This is a genomic window from Methylobacter svalbardensis (genome assembly GCF_037671525.1).
In the GTDB taxonomy this organism is placed as follows: Bacteria; Pseudomonadota; Gammaproteobacteria; order Methylococcales; family Methylomonadaceae; genus Methylobacter_A; species Methylobacter_A svalbardensis.
In genome coordinates this window covers 114100-132412 of sequence record NZ_JAWPOH010000002.1, presented here as the reverse complement: position 1 = coordinate 132412, position 18313 = coordinate 114100, and the positions used below count along the sequence as shown (strand labels likewise).

The window sequence follows — 18313 nt, the reverse complement described above, 5'->3', positions numbered from 1 at the left end:
GGTCTACCCAGCCAATCAGTTAGCCTGCGGTGCCCTGGAAAAATTAGGTCCTTTAGGATGGGCATTCTGTTGCAGGCAATGATAAGCCGCATTTTCATACTTGATGACTAAAGACTGGGCATTTTTATGCTCGCCGATAAATTTTTCGGCTTCTTCCGCGGTTAAATCTTTCATCAAAAATTTGGCGATACACATGCAAGGCTGGGTGTATTGCGCGGCATCGGCCTCTTTATTATCTGAGTTTTTCAATTCTCTTTGTACGCATTGTTTGGCAAAATCATGCTCGAATTTGTGTTTTTGTATATCAGTCACCGGCGTGTCATGGGAATGATCGAAAGGATTATGTACTGCTGCAACGGTCGCAGGTTTCGCGGCTACCGTTTTTTCTTTATCATCCGAACAACCGGTAATTGATAATGCGATAGCCATGCTAGTTAATGCAGCAATAAAGATTTTTTTTGTAAATGTGGTCATTTTCATAAAGTTAACATCGTAAATAGTCTAATCAGGGTCATTTGAACTTTATCATTTTATTGACGCTCGTTCCACTCTTCGTCGTCGTTCATATCAAGATGATTGCAAATAGCGCTATTCGTTGTGCGTCTGTTTTCGTTATCATGGGGTTTTATTGATGAATTTCGCCCATGTCTTTTATTAGAAATCTCGAATCCGAATTTGCAGCGCTACCTGGTCGGTTAACAACAACGGTCATTGATTCGCTGACGAAATGGGATGAACGAGTCAAGGAGCTTAAGCTTAATTTTACGCAAACGCCTGAGTTTAACGCATCGATTGCCAAGGTTTGGTGTTCCAGTCTGTTTGTTGCCGAGAGCTGCACCCGCAAGCCTGAGTTGCTGGTCGATCTGGTCAATTCCGGCGATTTATCGGCTATCTATGGCGAAAACAGTTATGTCGAAAAATTAGCGCAATCGCCTGTCGAGTCACAAGCCGAGTTATCGCCAGGGATGGTGTGTATGCCGCAAGCCTGCCGGGAGCAGGCGTGGTTAATGATCAAACTGCGCGACTTTCGGCGCAGGGAAATGGTCAGGATAGCGTGGCGGGATTTGGCCGGTTGGGCCGAATTATCGGAAACACTCACCGATTTATCGCATCTGGCCGATGCCTGCATTCAATATGCGCTGGATTTTCTTTATCAGGAGGCCTGCGAGCTGCGAGGCACTCCATTATTAGCCGACGGCACACCTCAGCAGATCGTGGTGCTGGGCATGGGCAAATTGGGCGCTTACGAATTGAATTATTCTTCCGACATCGACCTGATTTTTGCCTATGCAGAAGACGGCGTGTTGCCGGACAGGAAAGAAACCACCTATGGCGAGTTTTTTACCAAGCTATGCCGCAGTCTGGTTAAAGTTCTGGATGAGAGTACCGTAGACGGCTTTGTATTTCGCACCGATATACGTTTAAGGCCTTATGGCGATAGCGGCCCTATCATCATGAGCTTTGACGGCATGGAAAACTATTACCAGACCCAGGCTCGGGAATGGGAGCGTTATGCGATGATCAAAGTGCGTCAGGTCGCGGGCGACTTTACCGTTGGCGCACAACTGATGGCACTATTCAGGCCTTTTGTGTACCGACGCTATCTCGATTACGGCGCGTTCGAAGAATTGCGCTCGTTAAAGGCGCAGATCACCCAGGAGTTGCGGCGCAAAGACCGCATGCAAAATATCAAGCTGGGGCCGGGCGGCATCCGCGAAATCGAATTTATCGGCCAAGCTTTTCAGCTGATACGCGGCGGCAATGAAAAAGCCTTGCAAACACCTGGTATTCTGGATGTTTTGCAATTGTTGGGCGAGCTGGAGTTATTGGCGCAAGCCGATGCCGATCAATTAAAACAGTCATACCGCTTTTTGCGCCGGGTGGAAAACCATATCCAGCAATATCAGGATCAACAAACCCACGATTTGCCGTCAGCCCCGGCAGTGCAGCGGATATTGGCGTATTCGCTGGATTATTCCGACTGGACCAGCTTTAAACAGGATCTAGATAAGGTAAGAGCACAGGTACATGAAGTCTTCGACCAGGTCTTTTCGTTATCAAAACAGGATAGTGCCAATCAGCACAGCCAAAAAATCTGGGCTTGCGTGGCGGATGAGTCGGAGTTGATGGGGCATCTAAAAGAATGCGGCATTCAAGACACCGGCAGCATACTCGCCGCGATTAAAGACTTTAAACATTGCGCAGCCATCAGAAGAATGACGACCAAAGGTGCGGGCGTGCTGGATCGGTTGATGCCGCAATTAATAGAAGCCGTGCAGCAGGTTGATAACCCGGATGAGACTTTGTTGCGGATACTCGTTTTGTTTGAGGCGGTAGCGGGTCGGAATGTGTATTTATCATTATTGTCTGAAAATTCGAATGCGCTGTCTCAATTGTTAAAATTATCATCGGCCAGTCCGTGGATTTGCGCTTATTTAGCGCAGTATCCGGTGTTATTCGATGAATTGCTCGATACTCGCTCTCTTTACGAGCCGCTAAAAAAAGCCGATCTTGATCAACAGCTTGATATTTTGCTGGCGCAAATTGAGGTACAGGATTTGGAACAGCTGATGGTCGTGCTGCGCCAGTTTAAACAACTGAATGTGTTAAGAGTGGCCGCCGCCGATATCATGGGCGCAATTCCGCTGATGGTGGTCAGCGATTATCTGACCTATATCGCCGAAAGCATAGTGGATCATGTTGTTGAACGTGCGTGGCTGATGCTGACCGACAAGCACGGCTTGCCGCCCGATACCGATAATACTTCCATAGGCTTTGCGGTCATCGGTTTCGGTAAATTGGGCGGTATCGAGCTGGGCTACGGTTCCGATCTGGACCTGGTATTTTTGTACGATTGCCAGGACGGCAATGCGATGACTGACGGCTATAAGCCGATTTCCTGCGCCCAGTTTTATGGCCGTTTGGGGCTGAGGGTTCGGCATATCCTCGATACCAAAATGTTGTCAGGTGTACTTTACGAAGTGGATATGCGCTTGCGCCCCAATGGCGACTCCGGCTTGCTGGTCAGTCATATTAACGGCTATGAGGACTATCTGAAAAATCAGGCTTGGACTTGGGAATTACAGGCACTGGTTAGAGGCCGGTTTATCGCCGGTGATTCGCAATTGAAAGCCCGGTACGAGGCTATTCGCAGCCGGGTTTTGAGTTTGCCTCGGGATACTGAAAGCTTAAAAAAAGAAGTCCGCGAGATGCGCGAAAAAATGCGCGAGTCCTTGGCTGCCAAAGATAAAGACCAGTTTGATCTCAAACAAAGTAAAGGCGGTATTGCTGATATTGAGTTTATAGTACAATTTGGTGTTTTAGATCAGGCCGCTAAGAATAGTGCGTTAACGACCTATACCGATAATGTCAGATTGCTGGAAGGCTTGCAACAGCAGGGTTTTATGGCCAAAGCCGATGCGGAAACACTTAAAAATGCTTACTGTATCTATCGGGATTTCGGTCATAAACAGGTTTTACAAGAGGATAAGGCGGTTATCGCCGAGGCCGAAGTGGTTAAAATAAGCGCTCAAGTTGAGCGGATTTGGCATGAGTATATGGAATGATCTTATCCACGAAGAACACGAAAAAAAGATTAGAAAAAGGGCTGTGGTTTTTTTAAGACCTTTCTATAAAGGTGATGCACGGGTATTAAACTACCGAACAATAGTCGAACGAATTGTGTCATAAAGATTTTTCGTGCTTTTCGTGCTTTTCATGGACAGTGATGTAATATCAATAAATGGTTACTAAATATTAATATTGGAGAAACAATGATGACGATGGACGATAGAGACGGCGTTATTTGGCTGGACGGACAATGGGTTGAGTGGCGCGAAGCGAAAGTCCATGTATTGACGCATACCTTGCACTATGGTTTGGGTGTGTTTGAAGGCATAAGAGCCTATCACGCGGAAAAAGGCACGGCGATTTTCAAGATGCAGGATCATACCGATCGCCTGTTCCGTTCCGCGCATATCATGAATATGAAAATGCCCTACGGTAAAGACGAGCTGAATCAAGTTCAGCGCGACGCGGTGGCCAAGAATAACCTGGACAGCGCCTATATTCGCAGCATGTGTTTTCTAGGCTCCGAAGGCATGGGCTTGAGAGCCGATAACCTGAAAGTGCATGTGATGGTTGCCGCATGGTCGTGGGGCGCGTATCTGGGCGCGGAAAGCATAGAGCACGGCATCCGTATCCGCACGTCGTCTTATACCCGTAACCATCACAACAGTACCATGTGCAAAGCCAAAGCCAACGGCAATTACATCAACTCCATTCTGGCGTTACAAGAAGCGCGCGCTAATGGTTACGATGAAGCGTTGATGCTGGATCACGAAGGCTTTGCGGCAGAAGGCAGCGCCGAAAACCTGTTTATCGTGCGTAACGGCAAAATTTACACGCCGGAAACCACTTCCGCATTGGAAGGCATCACCCGCGATACGGTCATGACGGTTGCCAGAGAACAAGGCTATGAAGTGATTGAAAAACGTATTACCCGCGACGAGATTTACATTGCCGATGAAGCGTTCTTTACCGGTTCTGCGGCTGAAGTGACGCCGATCAGGGAGCTGGATAATCGTGCAATCGGTTCCGGCAGCCGTGGGCCGATCACCGAGCAATTGCAGTCGCTGTATTTCGACTATGTGCATGGACGCCGGGACGATCATGCCGACTGGCTGACTTACGTCGCTTAAAGGATTTAAAAAATTTAACCACGAAAAATACGAAAAAGCCCGTAACACGATCCTTTCGATTGTTTTTTCGTGCCTTTCGTGGACTATTTTTGTTGAATTCATTATTAGAAATCGCCTTAATGGATAATCAGGTCAGGTTTTGAAAAATACACCGAAAATTCTAGTTGTCGGCCCCTCTTGGGTCGGCGATATGGTGATGGCGCAAAGCCTGTTTATCGCCCTGAAAAATACCTACCCGGATTGCCGGATTGATGTGTTATCTCCGTCATGGACATTATCCCTACTGGAAAGAATGCCCGAAGTAAGCAAGGCCATCGCCATGCCATTGCCGCGCGGCAAGTTCGGCTTGATGGAACGGATTAAATTGGGCCGTAGTCTACGCGAAGAAGGCTACGATCAGGCCATCCTGCTGCCGAATTCCTGGAAATCTGCAATCCCCCCGTTCTTTGCCAATATCCCCGTTCGCACCGGTTACATCGGCGAATGCCGCTGGGGTTTGCTTAACGATGCCAGAAAGCTGGATAAAAATCTGCTGACCATGACCGTGCAGCGGTTTGTTGCCTTGGGTCAGCCTGTTGATGTCCCTATGCCGCCGGTGTGTCCAAAGCCTGCGCTAACGATCAGCAAAGACCGGCAACAGGCGGTCATCGATAAATTCAAATTAACACCGTCAGCCGCCGAGTCTGTTCCCGACAGACTTACGGCATACACACCCTCCATGGCGATAAAAATTCTTGCTCTATGCCCCGGCGCCGAATACGGTCCGGCAAAGCGCTGGCCGACCGAATATTACGCCGAAGTCGCCCGGCATAAAATCGACCAGGGTTGGCAGGTCTGGCTGTTCGGCTCCGATAAGGATAAAGCCGATGCGGCACAAATCAACCGGGAAGCTTCGGGTTTCTGTATCGATTTCACCGGCAGGACATCGCTAGCCGAGGCGGTCGACTTGATGTCGCTGGTCAATACCGTGGTCAGCAATGATTCGGGTTTGATGCATGTCGCCGCCGCGTTGGACAAAAAACTCATCGCCATTTACGGCTCGTCGGATCCGGGCTTTACGCCGCCGCTGAATGACAAGGCCCAGGTTATCTCGTTGAATCTCGATTGCGCCCCCTGCTTCAAGCGCGATTGCCCGCTGGGCCATACCCATTGTCTGACGGGCATCACGCCGGATCGGGTGCTCGAATATATAACGATTACCCAAGCAGAGCCTCAGTGAAAATTGCGATCGTAAAACTCTCGGCTTTAGGCGACATCGTTCATGCGATGGTAGCTCTTCAGTTCATCAAGGCGAACTCCCCGGAGATTCAGATCGACTGGATAGTCGAGGAGCGATTTGCCGACGTTTTAAACAACAATCCCGACATCGATAACATTCTGACGGTTAACCTGAAAGCCCTGAAAACAGACAAGGCCGTGATTTTTCAGCAGCTTAAAAAGATTCGCAGCTATGCAAGAAACGACTATGATCTGGTTATCGACGCCCAAGGGCTGATCAAATCGGCGGTTACCGCCAAGATCATAGGAAAGCGCATCGCCGGATTCGATGCCGATTCGATCCGGGAAAAAGCCGCGTCATGGCTATACGACGTCAAAGTCGCCTGCGCTTACGATGCCAATACCATCGACAGAAACGCGTTGATACTGTCCAGCCCGTTAGGGATCGACATCAGCAAAGAGCAAATCCTGGGCAAAAAACCGTTCCTGTTTTTCAGCAACGAAGATCCGCAAGTATACGATTTCCTGGCAAAAGACCGGCGCAATATCGTGCTGGTCATCGGCTCGACCTGGGACAGCCGCAATTATCCGGCCGCCAAGTTTGTAAAAATAGCCCAGGCGTTGCAGCAAAACTGTCTGGTCATCTGGGGCAGCGAGCAGGAAAAAGCCACAGCCGAGTGGATGGCGACGCAATCCGAGCTGATCAAGGTCATGCCCGAACTGGATCTGAACAGCCTGAAAGCATTGATAGCCCAGGCCGATTTGCTGATCGGCAACGATACCGGCCCGACACACATGGCCTGGGGATTAAATAGGCCGTCCATCACCATTTTCGGCCCGACCCCGGTCAGCCGGGTTTATCAGACCGACATCAACAAGGCGGTTAAGTCCGCTTCCATCGTCAATCCCTATAAACTCAACAAGCAGGATTATTCGATTAAGGACATTGATGAGCGTGAGATTATCGAGCAGGCGAAATTTTTATTGTCGTTGTGAATAAAACTGGGCTTGTATCACACCAAAAAGGCTGATCAGTTCGGCGGGATGTGGATCAAGAGCTTGTTTTTTGTGCAGTAGTGCAGCCGCTGTTTCAGGCTATGAAATAATTGGGTAAACCAAAACTGTTGCGGATCCCCTCCATGACTAACCAATTTTCTGTAGGATGGATGTCGAGCCATCCTGATTTTAAAGGAACACGATGACCGATATTTATCAGCTAAAAAGAATTATTTTGATCGACAGCTTCTGGACCGGCAAGACCGTTCTATTGAACTTGGATGGGCATATTAACCTGAGCGGTACCAATGGTGCGGGTAAAACGACTTTTTTACGCCTCATCCAATTGTTTTGGGGGGAGCGCCCCAGTAATATCGTTAGCAGCACCGGAAGCAAAAAAGGCTTTCTTGATTATTACTTGCCGCGCAACAGCAGTTATTTAATCTATGAATACCAACGCCCTGCGCAACAAACCTGTCATGTGATGATCCAAAGCGATGGTCGTGCGGCAAAATATAAATTTATCGACGCGCCTTTTAACAAGGAATTCTACGTCGATGAACATGACCTGCCTCGTGACAGTTCATCCGTTGACAGGCTCTATAGAGCCACGGTAGAGACCTCTAAGCTGATGAGCGTCGATGACTATTGCAGCGTCATCCAATGCCATCAATTGCATAGCGGAAAAAAAGGGCTGCGCTCTTTGCAACGTCGCTTTGCGATGGCCTCCAGCCCAATGACCCATATTGAAAAAGTCATCAGCTCGGTCATCGAAAAAATCGGCGATTTTGACACCATCAAGCAAATGCTGATCAATATTTCCAGGGATAAGCTCAGTCACCACCTGTTGGACCATGAACAAGATAAAATCCCGTTCCAGCTTAATAAGCAACATATCGACGCGTGGCTGGCGGACTTAAATGCCTCTAAAGAACTGGACGCCAAACAAGAGGAGTTCGAGCGGCTATTACAGACTATTGCTGAATTAAAAGAGACTCTTAACGAGCTATCCCATATCCATTATTTTGCTCGCCAGCATCATCAATTAACCTTGGCCGAGCTGGATAAAATAACGCAAAATCAGGCGGCATTAAAAGCCCAGCGCGAGCAGCTTAAACAAACATATGAACTGCAACTTGATCCGAGAGAGGATGAATTGCGCACGCTAAAAAACTCAATTAAGGATTATGACTCTGAGATTCAATCGCTGGAAGAGCAAAAATTAAACTATGAACAACAAGACGCCGAAAGCTTTGCAGTGAAAGCTTCTTTACTGGAGCAAATCATCCGCCAACAGGAAGCCAACCGGCTTGAACTGGAGGCGCTGGAAAGTAAAAGTAAGGAAATTAAACAGTTTTATGAAAAGCAACTGATCGAATTGGCGCATCAGCATAACAGCCAAAAGCAACAGTTTGACCAGCAATGTACCGAAGAGCAGTTAGCCAAAGCGCAAAAGCTTACCGAAACAAAAAATTTATACCAGCAACGCAAAGAACAATTACGGCAAGACAAAGATGACCGGCTAAAACCGATTGCTGAACAAAAATCCCAATTAGCCATTGATTTTGGCATTGCCAAAAACAGCTTAGAAAATATTCAGCCGTCAGAAACCTTAGAAAAACAAAGCACGCAAACCCGGAATCAGCTCAATACGGTTAGACAAGAATTCAAGCGTGCCTTGCAAACAAAAAACACCGCCGATAAAGACTACAGCGCTGCACTGGCAAGCTACCAAGCAACTGAAACTGAGTTAAAGCATAAAAAGACTGAGCTCCAAAGCAGCCAACAACAGCATAAGCAATGCCTGAAAAGGCTGCGCCCTGAAGCCGGGTCGTTACACTATTTTCTGGATAACGAAGTCGAAGGCTGGGAGCACAATATAGGCCGGGTCATTGCACCCGAGTTATTAGACAGCAAAGACCTTAGCCCGCAGCAAGTGGAATCCGGCCGGCCTCATTTTTACGGACTGGAGTTAAATCTTGATGTATTGGCAGACCGGGAAAATCTGATCAGCGATAAAGCCTTGCTGGAGCAACAGGAACAAGATCTTTTTGCCCGTCTAACCGGCGTGGAAGCAGAGCAAAAACAACTTGAAGGCAGCTTGGTTGCCGCCAATAAACTCAGGGAGCACAGTAAAACCGAGGTCCATCATGCGGACCTGGCGGTGACCCGCTGTAACCATATCGAAACCAATTTACAGCAAGAAGAGCAGGATTTACTTAATCAAATCAAGACAGAAAAAGAACAAAAGCGGGTTGATATTAAGCAAAAAATGACCCGGTTATCGCAAGAAATTGAAGCCTGCCAACAAACCATAAAAAACATTACTGACGAGCATCAAGCCGAGCAGGACAAATTGCACACCGAACATTTGGGCCGTGAAGGAACCATCACCTCGGATGCGGAAAATACCATTAAGGCCATCAAGCTGCACAGTGACGAAGCTGGCCGGCAGTATGAACAAGAACAGAAACGCATCAACCTTCAGTTAAAATCCGACTTGCAAGCCAGCGGCGCCGATGACACCATCATCGAATTGAGCGCTAAACAAAAGCTGCTCAAGCAACAACAAGACGAAGCCAAAGCCTACCAAGAACGAAATAAAGACTATCAAAACTGGTTAAGCAAACGTTGGCAACAAAACCCAAACCTTTGTCTGCAACGCAGTAATGCCCAACAGCAGGCCTCTAAACTGACTGAGACTATTGAGCAATTAAAGTGGGATTATAAAAAACAGCGCTCACAAATTAGTGACGACATAGCCAAACAAGACAGATTGCAGGAAACAAACCAAAGCCTGTTAACCCTGCTCGGCAATAGCATGGAGCAGCTGAAAGCCTGCCCGCCGATTTTAAGTGAAAATTTCCCGGACTATGCGGCTTCTACCTTGCCCGGTTTAACCAAAACCACCTTACATAAAAGAAAGCAGCAAGAGCAGGTCTTAAGTAATGGCAAACAAACGCTGCGCCAATTATTTAATAACCACCATCGCAGCCAGCTGGCACAGGAATGGCAAAAAGCCATGGAGCAACCCAGCAATACTTACTTTCAAGTGGAGGCGCTCGATATTGAAGTGCCGCTTAAAACCGTTCTATCCATGGTTGCCCATATTAAACAGGCGACCAGCCAACAGATTGAATTGCACGCCACCGATGTAAATACTTTTTACGATCATTTGCGCCAATTCGATCGCATTATCAAACAGACCGGACTATCCTTATCCAGCCACGTCAGCGAAAAACAATACTTTAACGCGCTGGGCGAGATCAAGGTGAATATCCGCACTAAAATGAACGACCTCGAATACTGGCAGGCGCTCAAAAATTTTGGCGACAATTATCAATACTATTGCGACCAGCGGGATTTAACGGGCAATGCGGAAATCCCCAACGCATTGCTTGAAGCGATGGGAGAACTGACCAGCCTATTGCCGTCGACCGGTATCAGTATCAAGCACCTGTCGCTGTTTGATATTGAATTTAGCATTACTGAAAACGGCCAGGTAAAACACGCCAGAAATGCCAAGGAACTTAAAGATGTCAGCTCTACCGGGTTATCTTACCTGGCCCTGATCACCTTTTTTACCGGCGTCACTGCGATGTTGCGCAGAAATAATTCCACCACCGTTATCGGCTGGCCTATTGATGAGCTGGGTGATTTGGCGCCGGAAAACATTGAAGCGATGATGACTATGCTGGAACAACAAAACATCCATATCCTGTCCGCCACGCCAACGGCTGACCGTCATGTTCTTGGCTTATTTAAACGCCGCTACCAATTGGACAAGCAAAAACTCCACGAAGTGAAGCTGCCGGAAAGCAAACTGGACCAGCTTTTAAATCAACTAAATAAGGAGGATGTCAGCCATGTTTAAACAGGTGACCGAATCCCTGTTAAGCGGCCAGTTTATCTGCCCGACGGCCTTTCCTGATGCTTTTGATTATTTAGCCAAAGCAGAAAACTTCAGCAAAGTTGACGCATTCCTAGCTCAATTAGAGCGTGAGTTATGTGTGCTGGAAGGTGAGGAAATTTACTATGCAGCCTACGCTCAGATTGACAACGCTAATCGCAGCCAAATTAAAGAGGCTTTTTCAGAAATTCGCTCGCAACTGCGCCCGGTGGTTGAATGGATGGATATGGTCATGACCGCAACCGGGCAGGATATGCCGATCAGGGCGCGTGATGAAATCCGCCTGCACAAGCTGCTTGACATGATTGAGCAAGAGCCGTCTTTATGCGAACAAATGAATCGCCTGACCCAGACGGGGTTATTCAAAACCAATAAAACAGCGATCACCGACCAATTAAGCTGGATATTACAAAAACTGGAACAATGCGGTTATCTGGTTAAACCCAATCCGCAAGGTGCGCTGTATATCGTCACCGGCAAGATGAATTATCTGCATCAAATAATCGCTTTTTTAAACGATGCCGAAGACCTTGAACTGGATCAACAAGCCGCCAACAGGGATGGAAACCAGCAGCAGGAATTGTTTTCATGAGTTTTGATCAAGCCCAAGTCGCCGGCCTGATCAGAAAAATAGGCGCTGCCGATCAACTGCTGGCCGAGGCGTATATTAATGGCACCCTCTTTGTTGATGAAAAAAACCAGCCTGCCATTGATAGCCTTAAAAAAAGCGGCCTTCTACGCATTGCCGAACAGAGTGATGAATTCCGCTTAAGCACCGATATTAAACGCCTGATTGATCGTTTATTGCTACGCAACCCACGCTATCGGCAAAATACCGACATAGCGAAAACGATTGGGAATGTCGCCGAGGATATAGATGCCTACCGTGCCGCATTGGAACAAAATGAGCCGGATGAGGCCAATTACCATCTGGAACAAATCGATGACAGTCTGTATGAGTCGCTGGAGCTGTTGGAAAACAGTCTCAGCGTGATGTTTACCGCCATCACCAGTCAGTTTGGATTTGTTAATTCGCTGTCCAGCAAGATCAGGGAAAATGAACGCGCGCTTGCGTATGCCCAGCAATTGGTTACAGAACTCAGCATCATCAACACTCATGACTGTTATGAATGGATAAGCTGTTGGGCCGCGCCGACCGAACTGTCCCACAAAGTCATTCGCTTTATCGATCAATACAAAAGCATTGTCGTACGCCTCGTCAGTATTGTTGACCGAATGAAAACCTTGCTGTTTACCTTGCGCTTGCAGGAACAAACGGCAAACCGCACACGAGCCATGGCGCAGTTTTTAAAAAAACACCCGGAATGGCAGCCTCGTGAATGGTGTGATGAGAACATTGTCCCGGCGCTATTAAAACGGGACCAGGGCTTGATTTTTAACACCGGCATCAATACCAAAAAATCGAGCCACCAAGATGACCTGATCCAAATTATTCAGGAATTAAAACGGCAATCCAATCCGATTAAGCTGCTGGATAGCCAGCGGGATGCTATTTCGGTTGATTCGACTGAACCGGAACCTATTGAATACCGCGCTGATTATTATGAAGCGCAAATTGAAAATTTATTTTCTTTGGCTCTTGAAAAACAAGGCCATAAAGTTTCCGCTTTACAGTATTGGCAAACATCTCAATTGCAAATTAGACCGGAACTATGGTTGGATAGCGTTTTTGCTCAATATTGTTGCTTGCAGCAACGCTTCAAGCAGACGTTGGATATAGAAATGGATGGTCAGGCCTTGCCAGACTTTAACGGCAATCAATTAATCACCGAGATTTGGCTACGCAGAGTCCAATAAAATGAATCGCAAAACATTCAAATGGGTTAGCGATCTGGTTACAAGCAACCCCGGCCAGACCACTACCCGCTTAAAGAGCGCAATGGGTTGCACTGTGATTGAGCGTTATCAATCCGGGCTTATCCAAAATAATAAATTGATATTTACCGCGCTGGATAAAACCGCATTACGCCGGAAAATAATACAGGAATTTAATCTTGATCCTTTTAATACCGATCAATTACCCGCTAGTCGGATAGAAGTTGCAAAACATCATAATAATGAAAAGTTAGCCAAGAATCCTGTCAGCTATGATCACATTTTGCTGAATTGTCCAAACAAAACGCTTAAGCTTAATAATCAGGCCATTCAATTGCAGACAGAATCTATTCCTAATGCAGGAATGATGTGTTTAAGTTCCGGTATTACTCGAATCGATCATGACGCCATTGTCGTAGTTGAAAACCTCGCGATCATGCAACTGTGTAGCGCATTTACACTCCCTGCTCCCTGTCAAAATGCGCTATGGATATATCGCGGTGATCACAAAACAGGAGCTAAAATTGACGCCTGTCATGACTTATTAAAACGTTTCGGAAATAATAAGGCGGTTATCGTCTTCAGCGACATGGATCCCAAGGGGCTTGAAATAGCGCTAACTATTCCTTATGCCAGTTACTGGTTAGGCCCTGAACCCAGTACATGGAATAATTGCTTTAATAGTAACTATGCCAGTCGCAGCGGGTATGACAAACAAGGTGATACAATGGTTTCTCTTTTGAAGCGATGCGATACGGGATTCTTGGCCGAACCATTCCGAGACCTTATATTACGAATGAAAAATGAACGCAGCTCATACCGGCAGGAACATAGTTATGCCCATAACGTTCGTCTATCGCTCTTTCCGATCAAACAAGAAATTTCAAAGTTAATTTAAAGCAAAAATCTGAAGCCACCTCTTTCTTTGTGCATCAGACGTCAAGAATGAGCATGGTGAAAATTAGATAAAGAGCAGTTACACACCGCTTATATCTGTTCAAGCTTTAACTAAAGTAACTCCGCCAATAAGATAGCTGAAAATTAAGCCCGCCTTAATCATCAATCGGTATAAAATACAACAAGCAAGCAGGACTATTCGATTAAGGACGTCAATGAGCAACTAAAATTTTTATTGTCGTTATGAACAAAAAGCAGGGCTCCACAGCAAAACTCTCCAATTTAAAAGCAAAAATCTTTAATCCCCAGAAAATCACTTCGAATCGAAAACATTCAAGTCAACCGCGGATTCACCATTTAAGTAATAACACTTATTGATTGAAGAAGTTGAACATTCTAACCTACAGACACTAACTACCCTACCAACCGGTTTTTTTGAAAAATGGCATATGAATCGTTGTTAACCGTTTTGCAAGACAAGCAGAAACTTTCTGTTGCAGAATTGAAGAAAGTTGAGCGCGTGCAAAAAACATCGGTCTCGGAAACTGTGCCGCAGTTGCTGGTTAAGCTTGGCTTGTGTTCGGAGTTGGATGTGGCCGACGCTTTTGTTGAATCGGGCCGATTTGAAAAAGTTACACCGGATCAGTATCCGCTGGAAATGCAATTGCCGGAAACCGTGCCGTTGCGGTTTCTAAAAAACTACCATGTCATCGGTTTGAGTCAAAATGACGATATTACCGTTGCGCTGATGGACCCGGAAGACCGGTTTGTGATTGATGCGTTAAAACTGGCGACCGGAAAAAACATCATCCCTAAAGTCGGCCTGCTTTCGGAAATCGATGCGGCGCTGGAAGTGCAGTATGGCGAAGGCCGGTCGCAAATGGATAAACTCGTTGACGATCTGAGTGTCGATGATCTGGGCGAGGAAGATCTGGAGCATTTAAAAGATCTGGCCAGTGAAGCGCCGGTGATCAAAATGGTCAATCTGATCATGCAGCGGGCGATTGAAACTCGAGCCTCGGACATTCATATTGAACCCTTCGAGCAATCCCTGAAAGTCAGGTTACGCGTCGACGGCGTGTTGAAAGATATTGACGCGCCTTCGGTCAAATCCACCGCAGCGGTGATTTCGCGCATCAAGATCATGGCCAAGCTGAACATCGCCGAACGCCGCCTGCCGCAGGATGGCCGCATCAAGGTGCAAATGTTGGGTAAAGAGCTGGATTTACGGGTTTCGACGATACCGACGATGTATGGCGAAAGCGTGGTGATCCGCTTGCTGGACAAGGAAAATACCGTGCTGGATTTTGCCGCACTGGGTTTTTCCGGAAAACATTTACAGCAGTTTATCGATGTACTGGCTCAGCCGCACGGCATTATCCTGATTACCGGTCCTACGGGTAGCGGAAAATCTACCACGATGTATGCCGCGCTGAAACAGCTGAACACCTCCGAGCGAAAAATCATTACCGTTGAAGATCCGGTCGAATACCAGATGGACGGAGTCAATCAGATTCAGGCAAAACCGCAAATAGGCCTGACCTTTGCATCGGCGTTACGTTCTATCGTGCGCCAGGATCCCGATGTGATCATGATTGGTGAAATGCGCGATCTGGAAACGGCAAGAATCGCCGTGCAATCTGCGCTGACCGGACATTTGGTGTTGTCGACGCTGCATACCAACGACGCGGCCGGCGGTGTCACCCGATTGCTGGATATGGGCCTCGAAGAATATCTGCTCACTTCCACCGTCAACGGCATCTTGGCGCAACGCCTGGTAAGAAAGCTGTGTCCTGAATGCAAGCAACGCTATACGCCGCCCCCGGACATTATTGATGGCATGAGGTTAAGACGGTTTGCGCCAGCCGGCGATATTGTTTTATACAAACCGGTAGGCTGTCCGTCTTGCGGCGGCTTGGGTTATCGTGGACGGTTGGCGATTATCGAGTTTTTGCAAATGACCGATCCTCTGCGTAAATTGATTATGGCGCATGAAGAGGCCGGAGCCATTCAGAGGCTTGCTATTGAAGAAGGCATGACCACGATGTATGAAAACGGCCTGGTTAAAGCCCTGCAAGGGATTACCACCCTGGAAGAAGTGCTGCGGGTCACGTCGGAAACCTAATGTTATTTGCCTATAAAGCGATTAATAGTCTGGGTGAAACCGAAGAGGGCATCAGGGATGCTGCTGATGAACAGCAGTTGATTACAGCTTTGCAGGCGGAAGGCTATATCCCTATTCGTGTAGTACCGGCCAGTGCTAAATCGTTTCTGGGCTTAAGACTGGGCATAAAGCAGTCCAAATTATCGCAAAAAGACATCGCCTTGTTCACCGGCGAATTGGCAACCTTGCTGGAATCCGGCCTGCCGTTGGATAAATCCCTGCTGGTGTTGATCGACTTGACCGAAGACAATGAACGGGTGAGCAAGTTGATCGGCCGGGTTCTGGAGAAAGTAAAAAGCGGATCTACGCTGGCCGATGCGCTGGAAAAACAGTCCGGTATTTTCAGCAAGTTTTATCTGAACATGATACGCGCCGGTGAGGCGGGCGGCAGTCTGGGCGAAGTATTGACGCGCTTGTCCGACTATCTGGAGCGCTCTCGGGAATTAAAAGAAACGGTCAGCACCGCGTTGATCTACCCGGTCATTTTGCTGATTATGTCGCTGGCCTCGCTTTTTGTGATGCTGACCTTTGTGGTGCCGCAGTTTTCCGAGATGTTTGAAAGCGCGGGCAAGGCGTTGCCGGTATCGACCCAGATCGTGGTGGGACTGGCAAACTGGTTGCAAAGCTATTGGTGGATACTGGCTTTTAGCGTTATCTTGATCACCGGTTATATGAATCTTCAGATGGCCGATCCGGTAAAAAAGAAGGTCTGGGATGGCCGTTTTTTGAAACTGCCGCTGGCCGGGACGATTATTTTGCATAAGGAAACCGCCAACATCAGCCGCACACTGGGCACTTTATTGGGTAATGGCGTTTCGATACTGGCGGCCCTGGTTATCGTTCGTGAAACGGTAGATAATCTGGTTTTGGCGGCGGCCATTCAGGATACCGAGGAGCAGTTAAAGCAGGGTAGAAATATGTCGGATGCTTTGTTGGAGAAAGGCATATTTCCCAAAATGGCCATGCAAATGATAAAAATGGGCGAAGAAACCGGACGTCTGGAAGAAATGTTGTTGCGTGTGGCGACAATTTACGATAAACAGCTCAGGGTAGCAATACAGCGGATGCTCGCATTGCTGGAGCCGGCTTTGATAATTACCTTAGGACTGATGATTGCGGGCATCATCGTGTCGATTCTGCTGGCTATTCTGAGCGTTAATGATTTGGCTTTTTAAGAGGAATACATCATGAAACAGTTATTAAGATTCAAGGCGAAAGGCGAAAGGCAAAAGGCGAATAATGTCGGCTCGCTGCATCAGCGTGGATTTACCTTACTTGAGTTATTGGTCGTGTTAGGCATTATTGCGATGCTGGCCGGGATCGTCGGGCCGCAGGTCATGAAGCACATGGGCGAATCCAAAACCAAAGCGGCCAAGGTGCAGATTGAAGATCTGGCGGCCGCTCTGGATATGTACAAACTGGACTTGGGCAGCTATCCGACTTCCGAGCAAGGCTTGATGGCCCTGATTGAATCACCCGATAACGCTAACCGCTGGAATGGCCCTTATTTGCGTAAATCCAAAATGCCGTTGGATCCATGGCAACAGGAATATCGTTATGTGGCTCCCGGTGAGCACGGGAAATTCGATTTGAATACCTTAGGGGCAGATGGCAAGGAAGGCGGTGAAGGCGAAGATCAGGATATTGCTAGTTGGGAGTGATTTATAAGACGAAAGGCAAAGCGCAGCGCGGCTTTACTCTGCTGGAGTTGGTCGTGGTGCTTTTTGTCGTGGTGCTGGGTTTTTCCGTAATCGGTCTTAATCTGTCATCAGGCAGTGATTCCACCGAAATCAAAGCGGCGGCCAGGGATATAGTCTCAGCGCTACGTTATGCCAGAGGTCAGGCTTTAATGACTCATCAGGAAGCCACGGTTGCTCTTGATCTTGGTGACAACAGCTACACGGTCAGCGGTAAGAGTAAGCTGTATAAAATACCCGAGACCATTGATGTCACCGTGGTGACAGCGCAAACTGAATTAAGCGGTGAGGGCTCGGCGAACATTCGTTTTTTTGCCGATGGATCCTCAACCGGAGGAAGAGTCACGCTGGAACGAGGACAGACGTCGTGGAAAATCGATATAAACTGGTTAACCGGGCAGATTGAGCTTGAAAGCAAATAAACAGCGCGGCTTTTCTTTACTGGAAATCCTGATTGCGTTTTCAATCCTGGCGCTTTCACTCGGGATTTTGCTGAAGATATTTTCTGCCGGTGTTAATACCGCCGGTGTTGCCGAGGAATATACCGCCGCCGTGCAAATTGCCGAATCGTTAATGGCCAAAACCGGTGTAGAATCGCGCTTGCAGCCGAATGAAGCTACCGGGCTGGAAAATGAAAAATACCATTGGCGGGTGTCGGTCAGTCCATTTCAATTTACGACGGAGAATTTGGATGTCACGACGATAGCGGCAGAGCTTTTTAAGGTTAAGGTTACGGTAAGCTGGGGTGATCATAATGCCCGCGTCGATCGCAGGCAGGTTCAGTTAATTACCTTAAAGCTGGTTAATAAAGAGCCAGTTGATAAAGAGTTATGAGCAGTAAAAGCCAGGCGAAGGGCGAAAGGTGAAGTATCCTTATTCAAATGCCATTCCAAGC

At 47.5% G+C, this 18313-nt stretch carries 14 protein-coding genes; 13 read left to right on the top strand and 1 reads right to left on the bottom strand.

All coding sequences use genetic code 11. The features are described from left to right. Positions 1 to 15: 15 nt before the first annotated feature. Complete coding sequence (locus RW114_RS01525; protein WP_340120957.1) at positions 16 to 480, bottom strand: hypothetical protein; 465 nt, start codon at positions 478 to 480, stop codon at positions 16 to 18. A gap of 164 nt (positions 481 to 644) precedes the next feature. On the opposite strand from RW114_RS01525, the gene glnE reads away from it, so the two are divergent. From glnE to RW114_RS01460, 13 genes are all read left to right on the top strand, one after another. Further along, positions 645 to 3566 (top strand): bifunctional [glutamate--ammonia ligase]-adenylyl-L-tyrosine phosphorylase/[glutamate--ammonia-ligase] adenylyltransferase, encoded by a 2922-nt coding sequence (glnE, locus tag RW114_RS01520; RefSeq protein WP_340120956.1) that lies wholly within the window; start codon positions 645 to 647, stop codon positions 3564 to 3566. A gap of 210 nt (positions 3567 to 3776) precedes the next feature. Continuing rightward, on the top strand, positions 3777 to 4700 hold the full coding sequence (locus tag RW114_RS01515; protein ID WP_340120986.1) for a branched-chain amino acid transaminase: 924 nt from the start codon (positions 3777 to 3779) through the stop codon (positions 4698 to 4700). Between the two features lie 190 nt (positions 4701 to 4890). Next, positions 4891 to 5919 (top strand): lipopolysaccharide heptosyltransferase II, encoded by a 1029-nt coding sequence (gene waaF, locus RW114_RS01510; RefSeq protein WP_422614777.1) that lies wholly within the window; start codon positions 4891 to 4893, stop codon positions 5917 to 5919. Next, on the top strand, positions 5916 to 6914 hold the full coding sequence (gene waaC / locus RW114_RS01505) for a lipopolysaccharide heptosyltransferase I (protein WP_340120954.1): 999 nt from the start codon (positions 5916 to 5918) through the stop codon (positions 6912 to 6914). Before waaF ends, waaC begins: the two co-directional genes overlap by 4 nt. Positions 6915 to 7116: 202 nt before the next feature. Further along, positions 7117 to 10788 carry an ATP-binding protein gene (locus RW114_RS01500; protein ID WP_340120953.1) on the top strand — a complete coding sequence of 1224 codons (3672 nt, stop codon included), beginning with the start codon at positions 7117 to 7119 and terminating at the stop codon, positions 10786 to 10788. Further along, positions 10781 to 11416, top strand: a complete 636-nt coding sequence (locus RW114_RS01495) for a condensin complex protein MksE (RefSeq protein ID WP_340120952.1) — start codon at positions 10781 to 10783, stop codon at positions 11414 to 11416. The genes RW114_RS01500 and RW114_RS01495 overlap by 8 nt, the downstream gene beginning before the upstream one ends. Continuing rightward, on the top strand, positions 11413 to 12642 hold the full coding sequence (locus RW114_RS01490; protein ID WP_340120951.1) for a hypothetical protein: 1230 nt from the start codon (positions 11413 to 11415) through the stop codon (positions 12640 to 12642). The genes RW114_RS01495 and RW114_RS01490 overlap by 4 nt, the downstream gene beginning before the upstream one ends. A 1-nt stretch (position 12643) precedes the next feature. Further along, positions 12644 to 13558, top strand: coding sequence for a DUF7281 domain-containing protein (locus RW114_RS01485; RefSeq protein WP_340120950.1), 915 nt, complete (start codon positions 12644 to 12646; stop codon positions 13556 to 13558). Positions 13559 to 13999: 441 nt separating this feature from the next. Continuing rightward, on the top strand, positions 14000 to 15682 hold the full coding sequence (gspE, locus tag RW114_RS01480; protein ID WP_340120949.1) for a type II secretion system ATPase GspE: 1683 nt from the start codon (positions 14000 to 14002) through the stop codon (positions 15680 to 15682). Continuing rightward, positions 15682 to 16896, top strand: a complete 1215-nt coding sequence (locus RW114_RS01475) for a type II secretion system F family protein (RefSeq protein ID WP_340120948.1) — start codon at positions 15682 to 15684, stop codon at positions 16894 to 16896. The genes gspE and RW114_RS01475 overlap by 1 nt, the downstream gene beginning before the upstream one ends. 12 nt (positions 16897 to 16908) lie before the next feature. Then, positions 16909 to 17382, top strand: coding sequence for a type II secretion system major pseudopilin GspG (gene gspG, locus RW114_RS01470; RefSeq protein WP_340120947.1), 474 nt, complete (start codon positions 16909 to 16911; stop codon positions 17380 to 17382). Next, positions 17379 to 17840 carry a GspH/FimT family protein gene (locus RW114_RS01465; RefSeq protein ID WP_422614775.1) on the top strand — a complete coding sequence of 154 codons (462 nt, stop codon included), beginning with the start codon at positions 17379 to 17381 and terminating at the stop codon, positions 17838 to 17840. Before gspG ends, RW114_RS01465 begins: the two co-directional genes overlap by 4 nt. Then, positions 17827 to 18252, top strand: coding sequence for a type IV pilus modification PilV family protein (locus RW114_RS01460; RefSeq protein WP_340120945.1), 426 nt, complete (start codon positions 17827 to 17829; stop codon positions 18250 to 18252). Before RW114_RS01465 ends, RW114_RS01460 begins: the two co-directional genes overlap by 14 nt. Positions 18253 to 18313 lie beyond the last annotated feature (61 nt).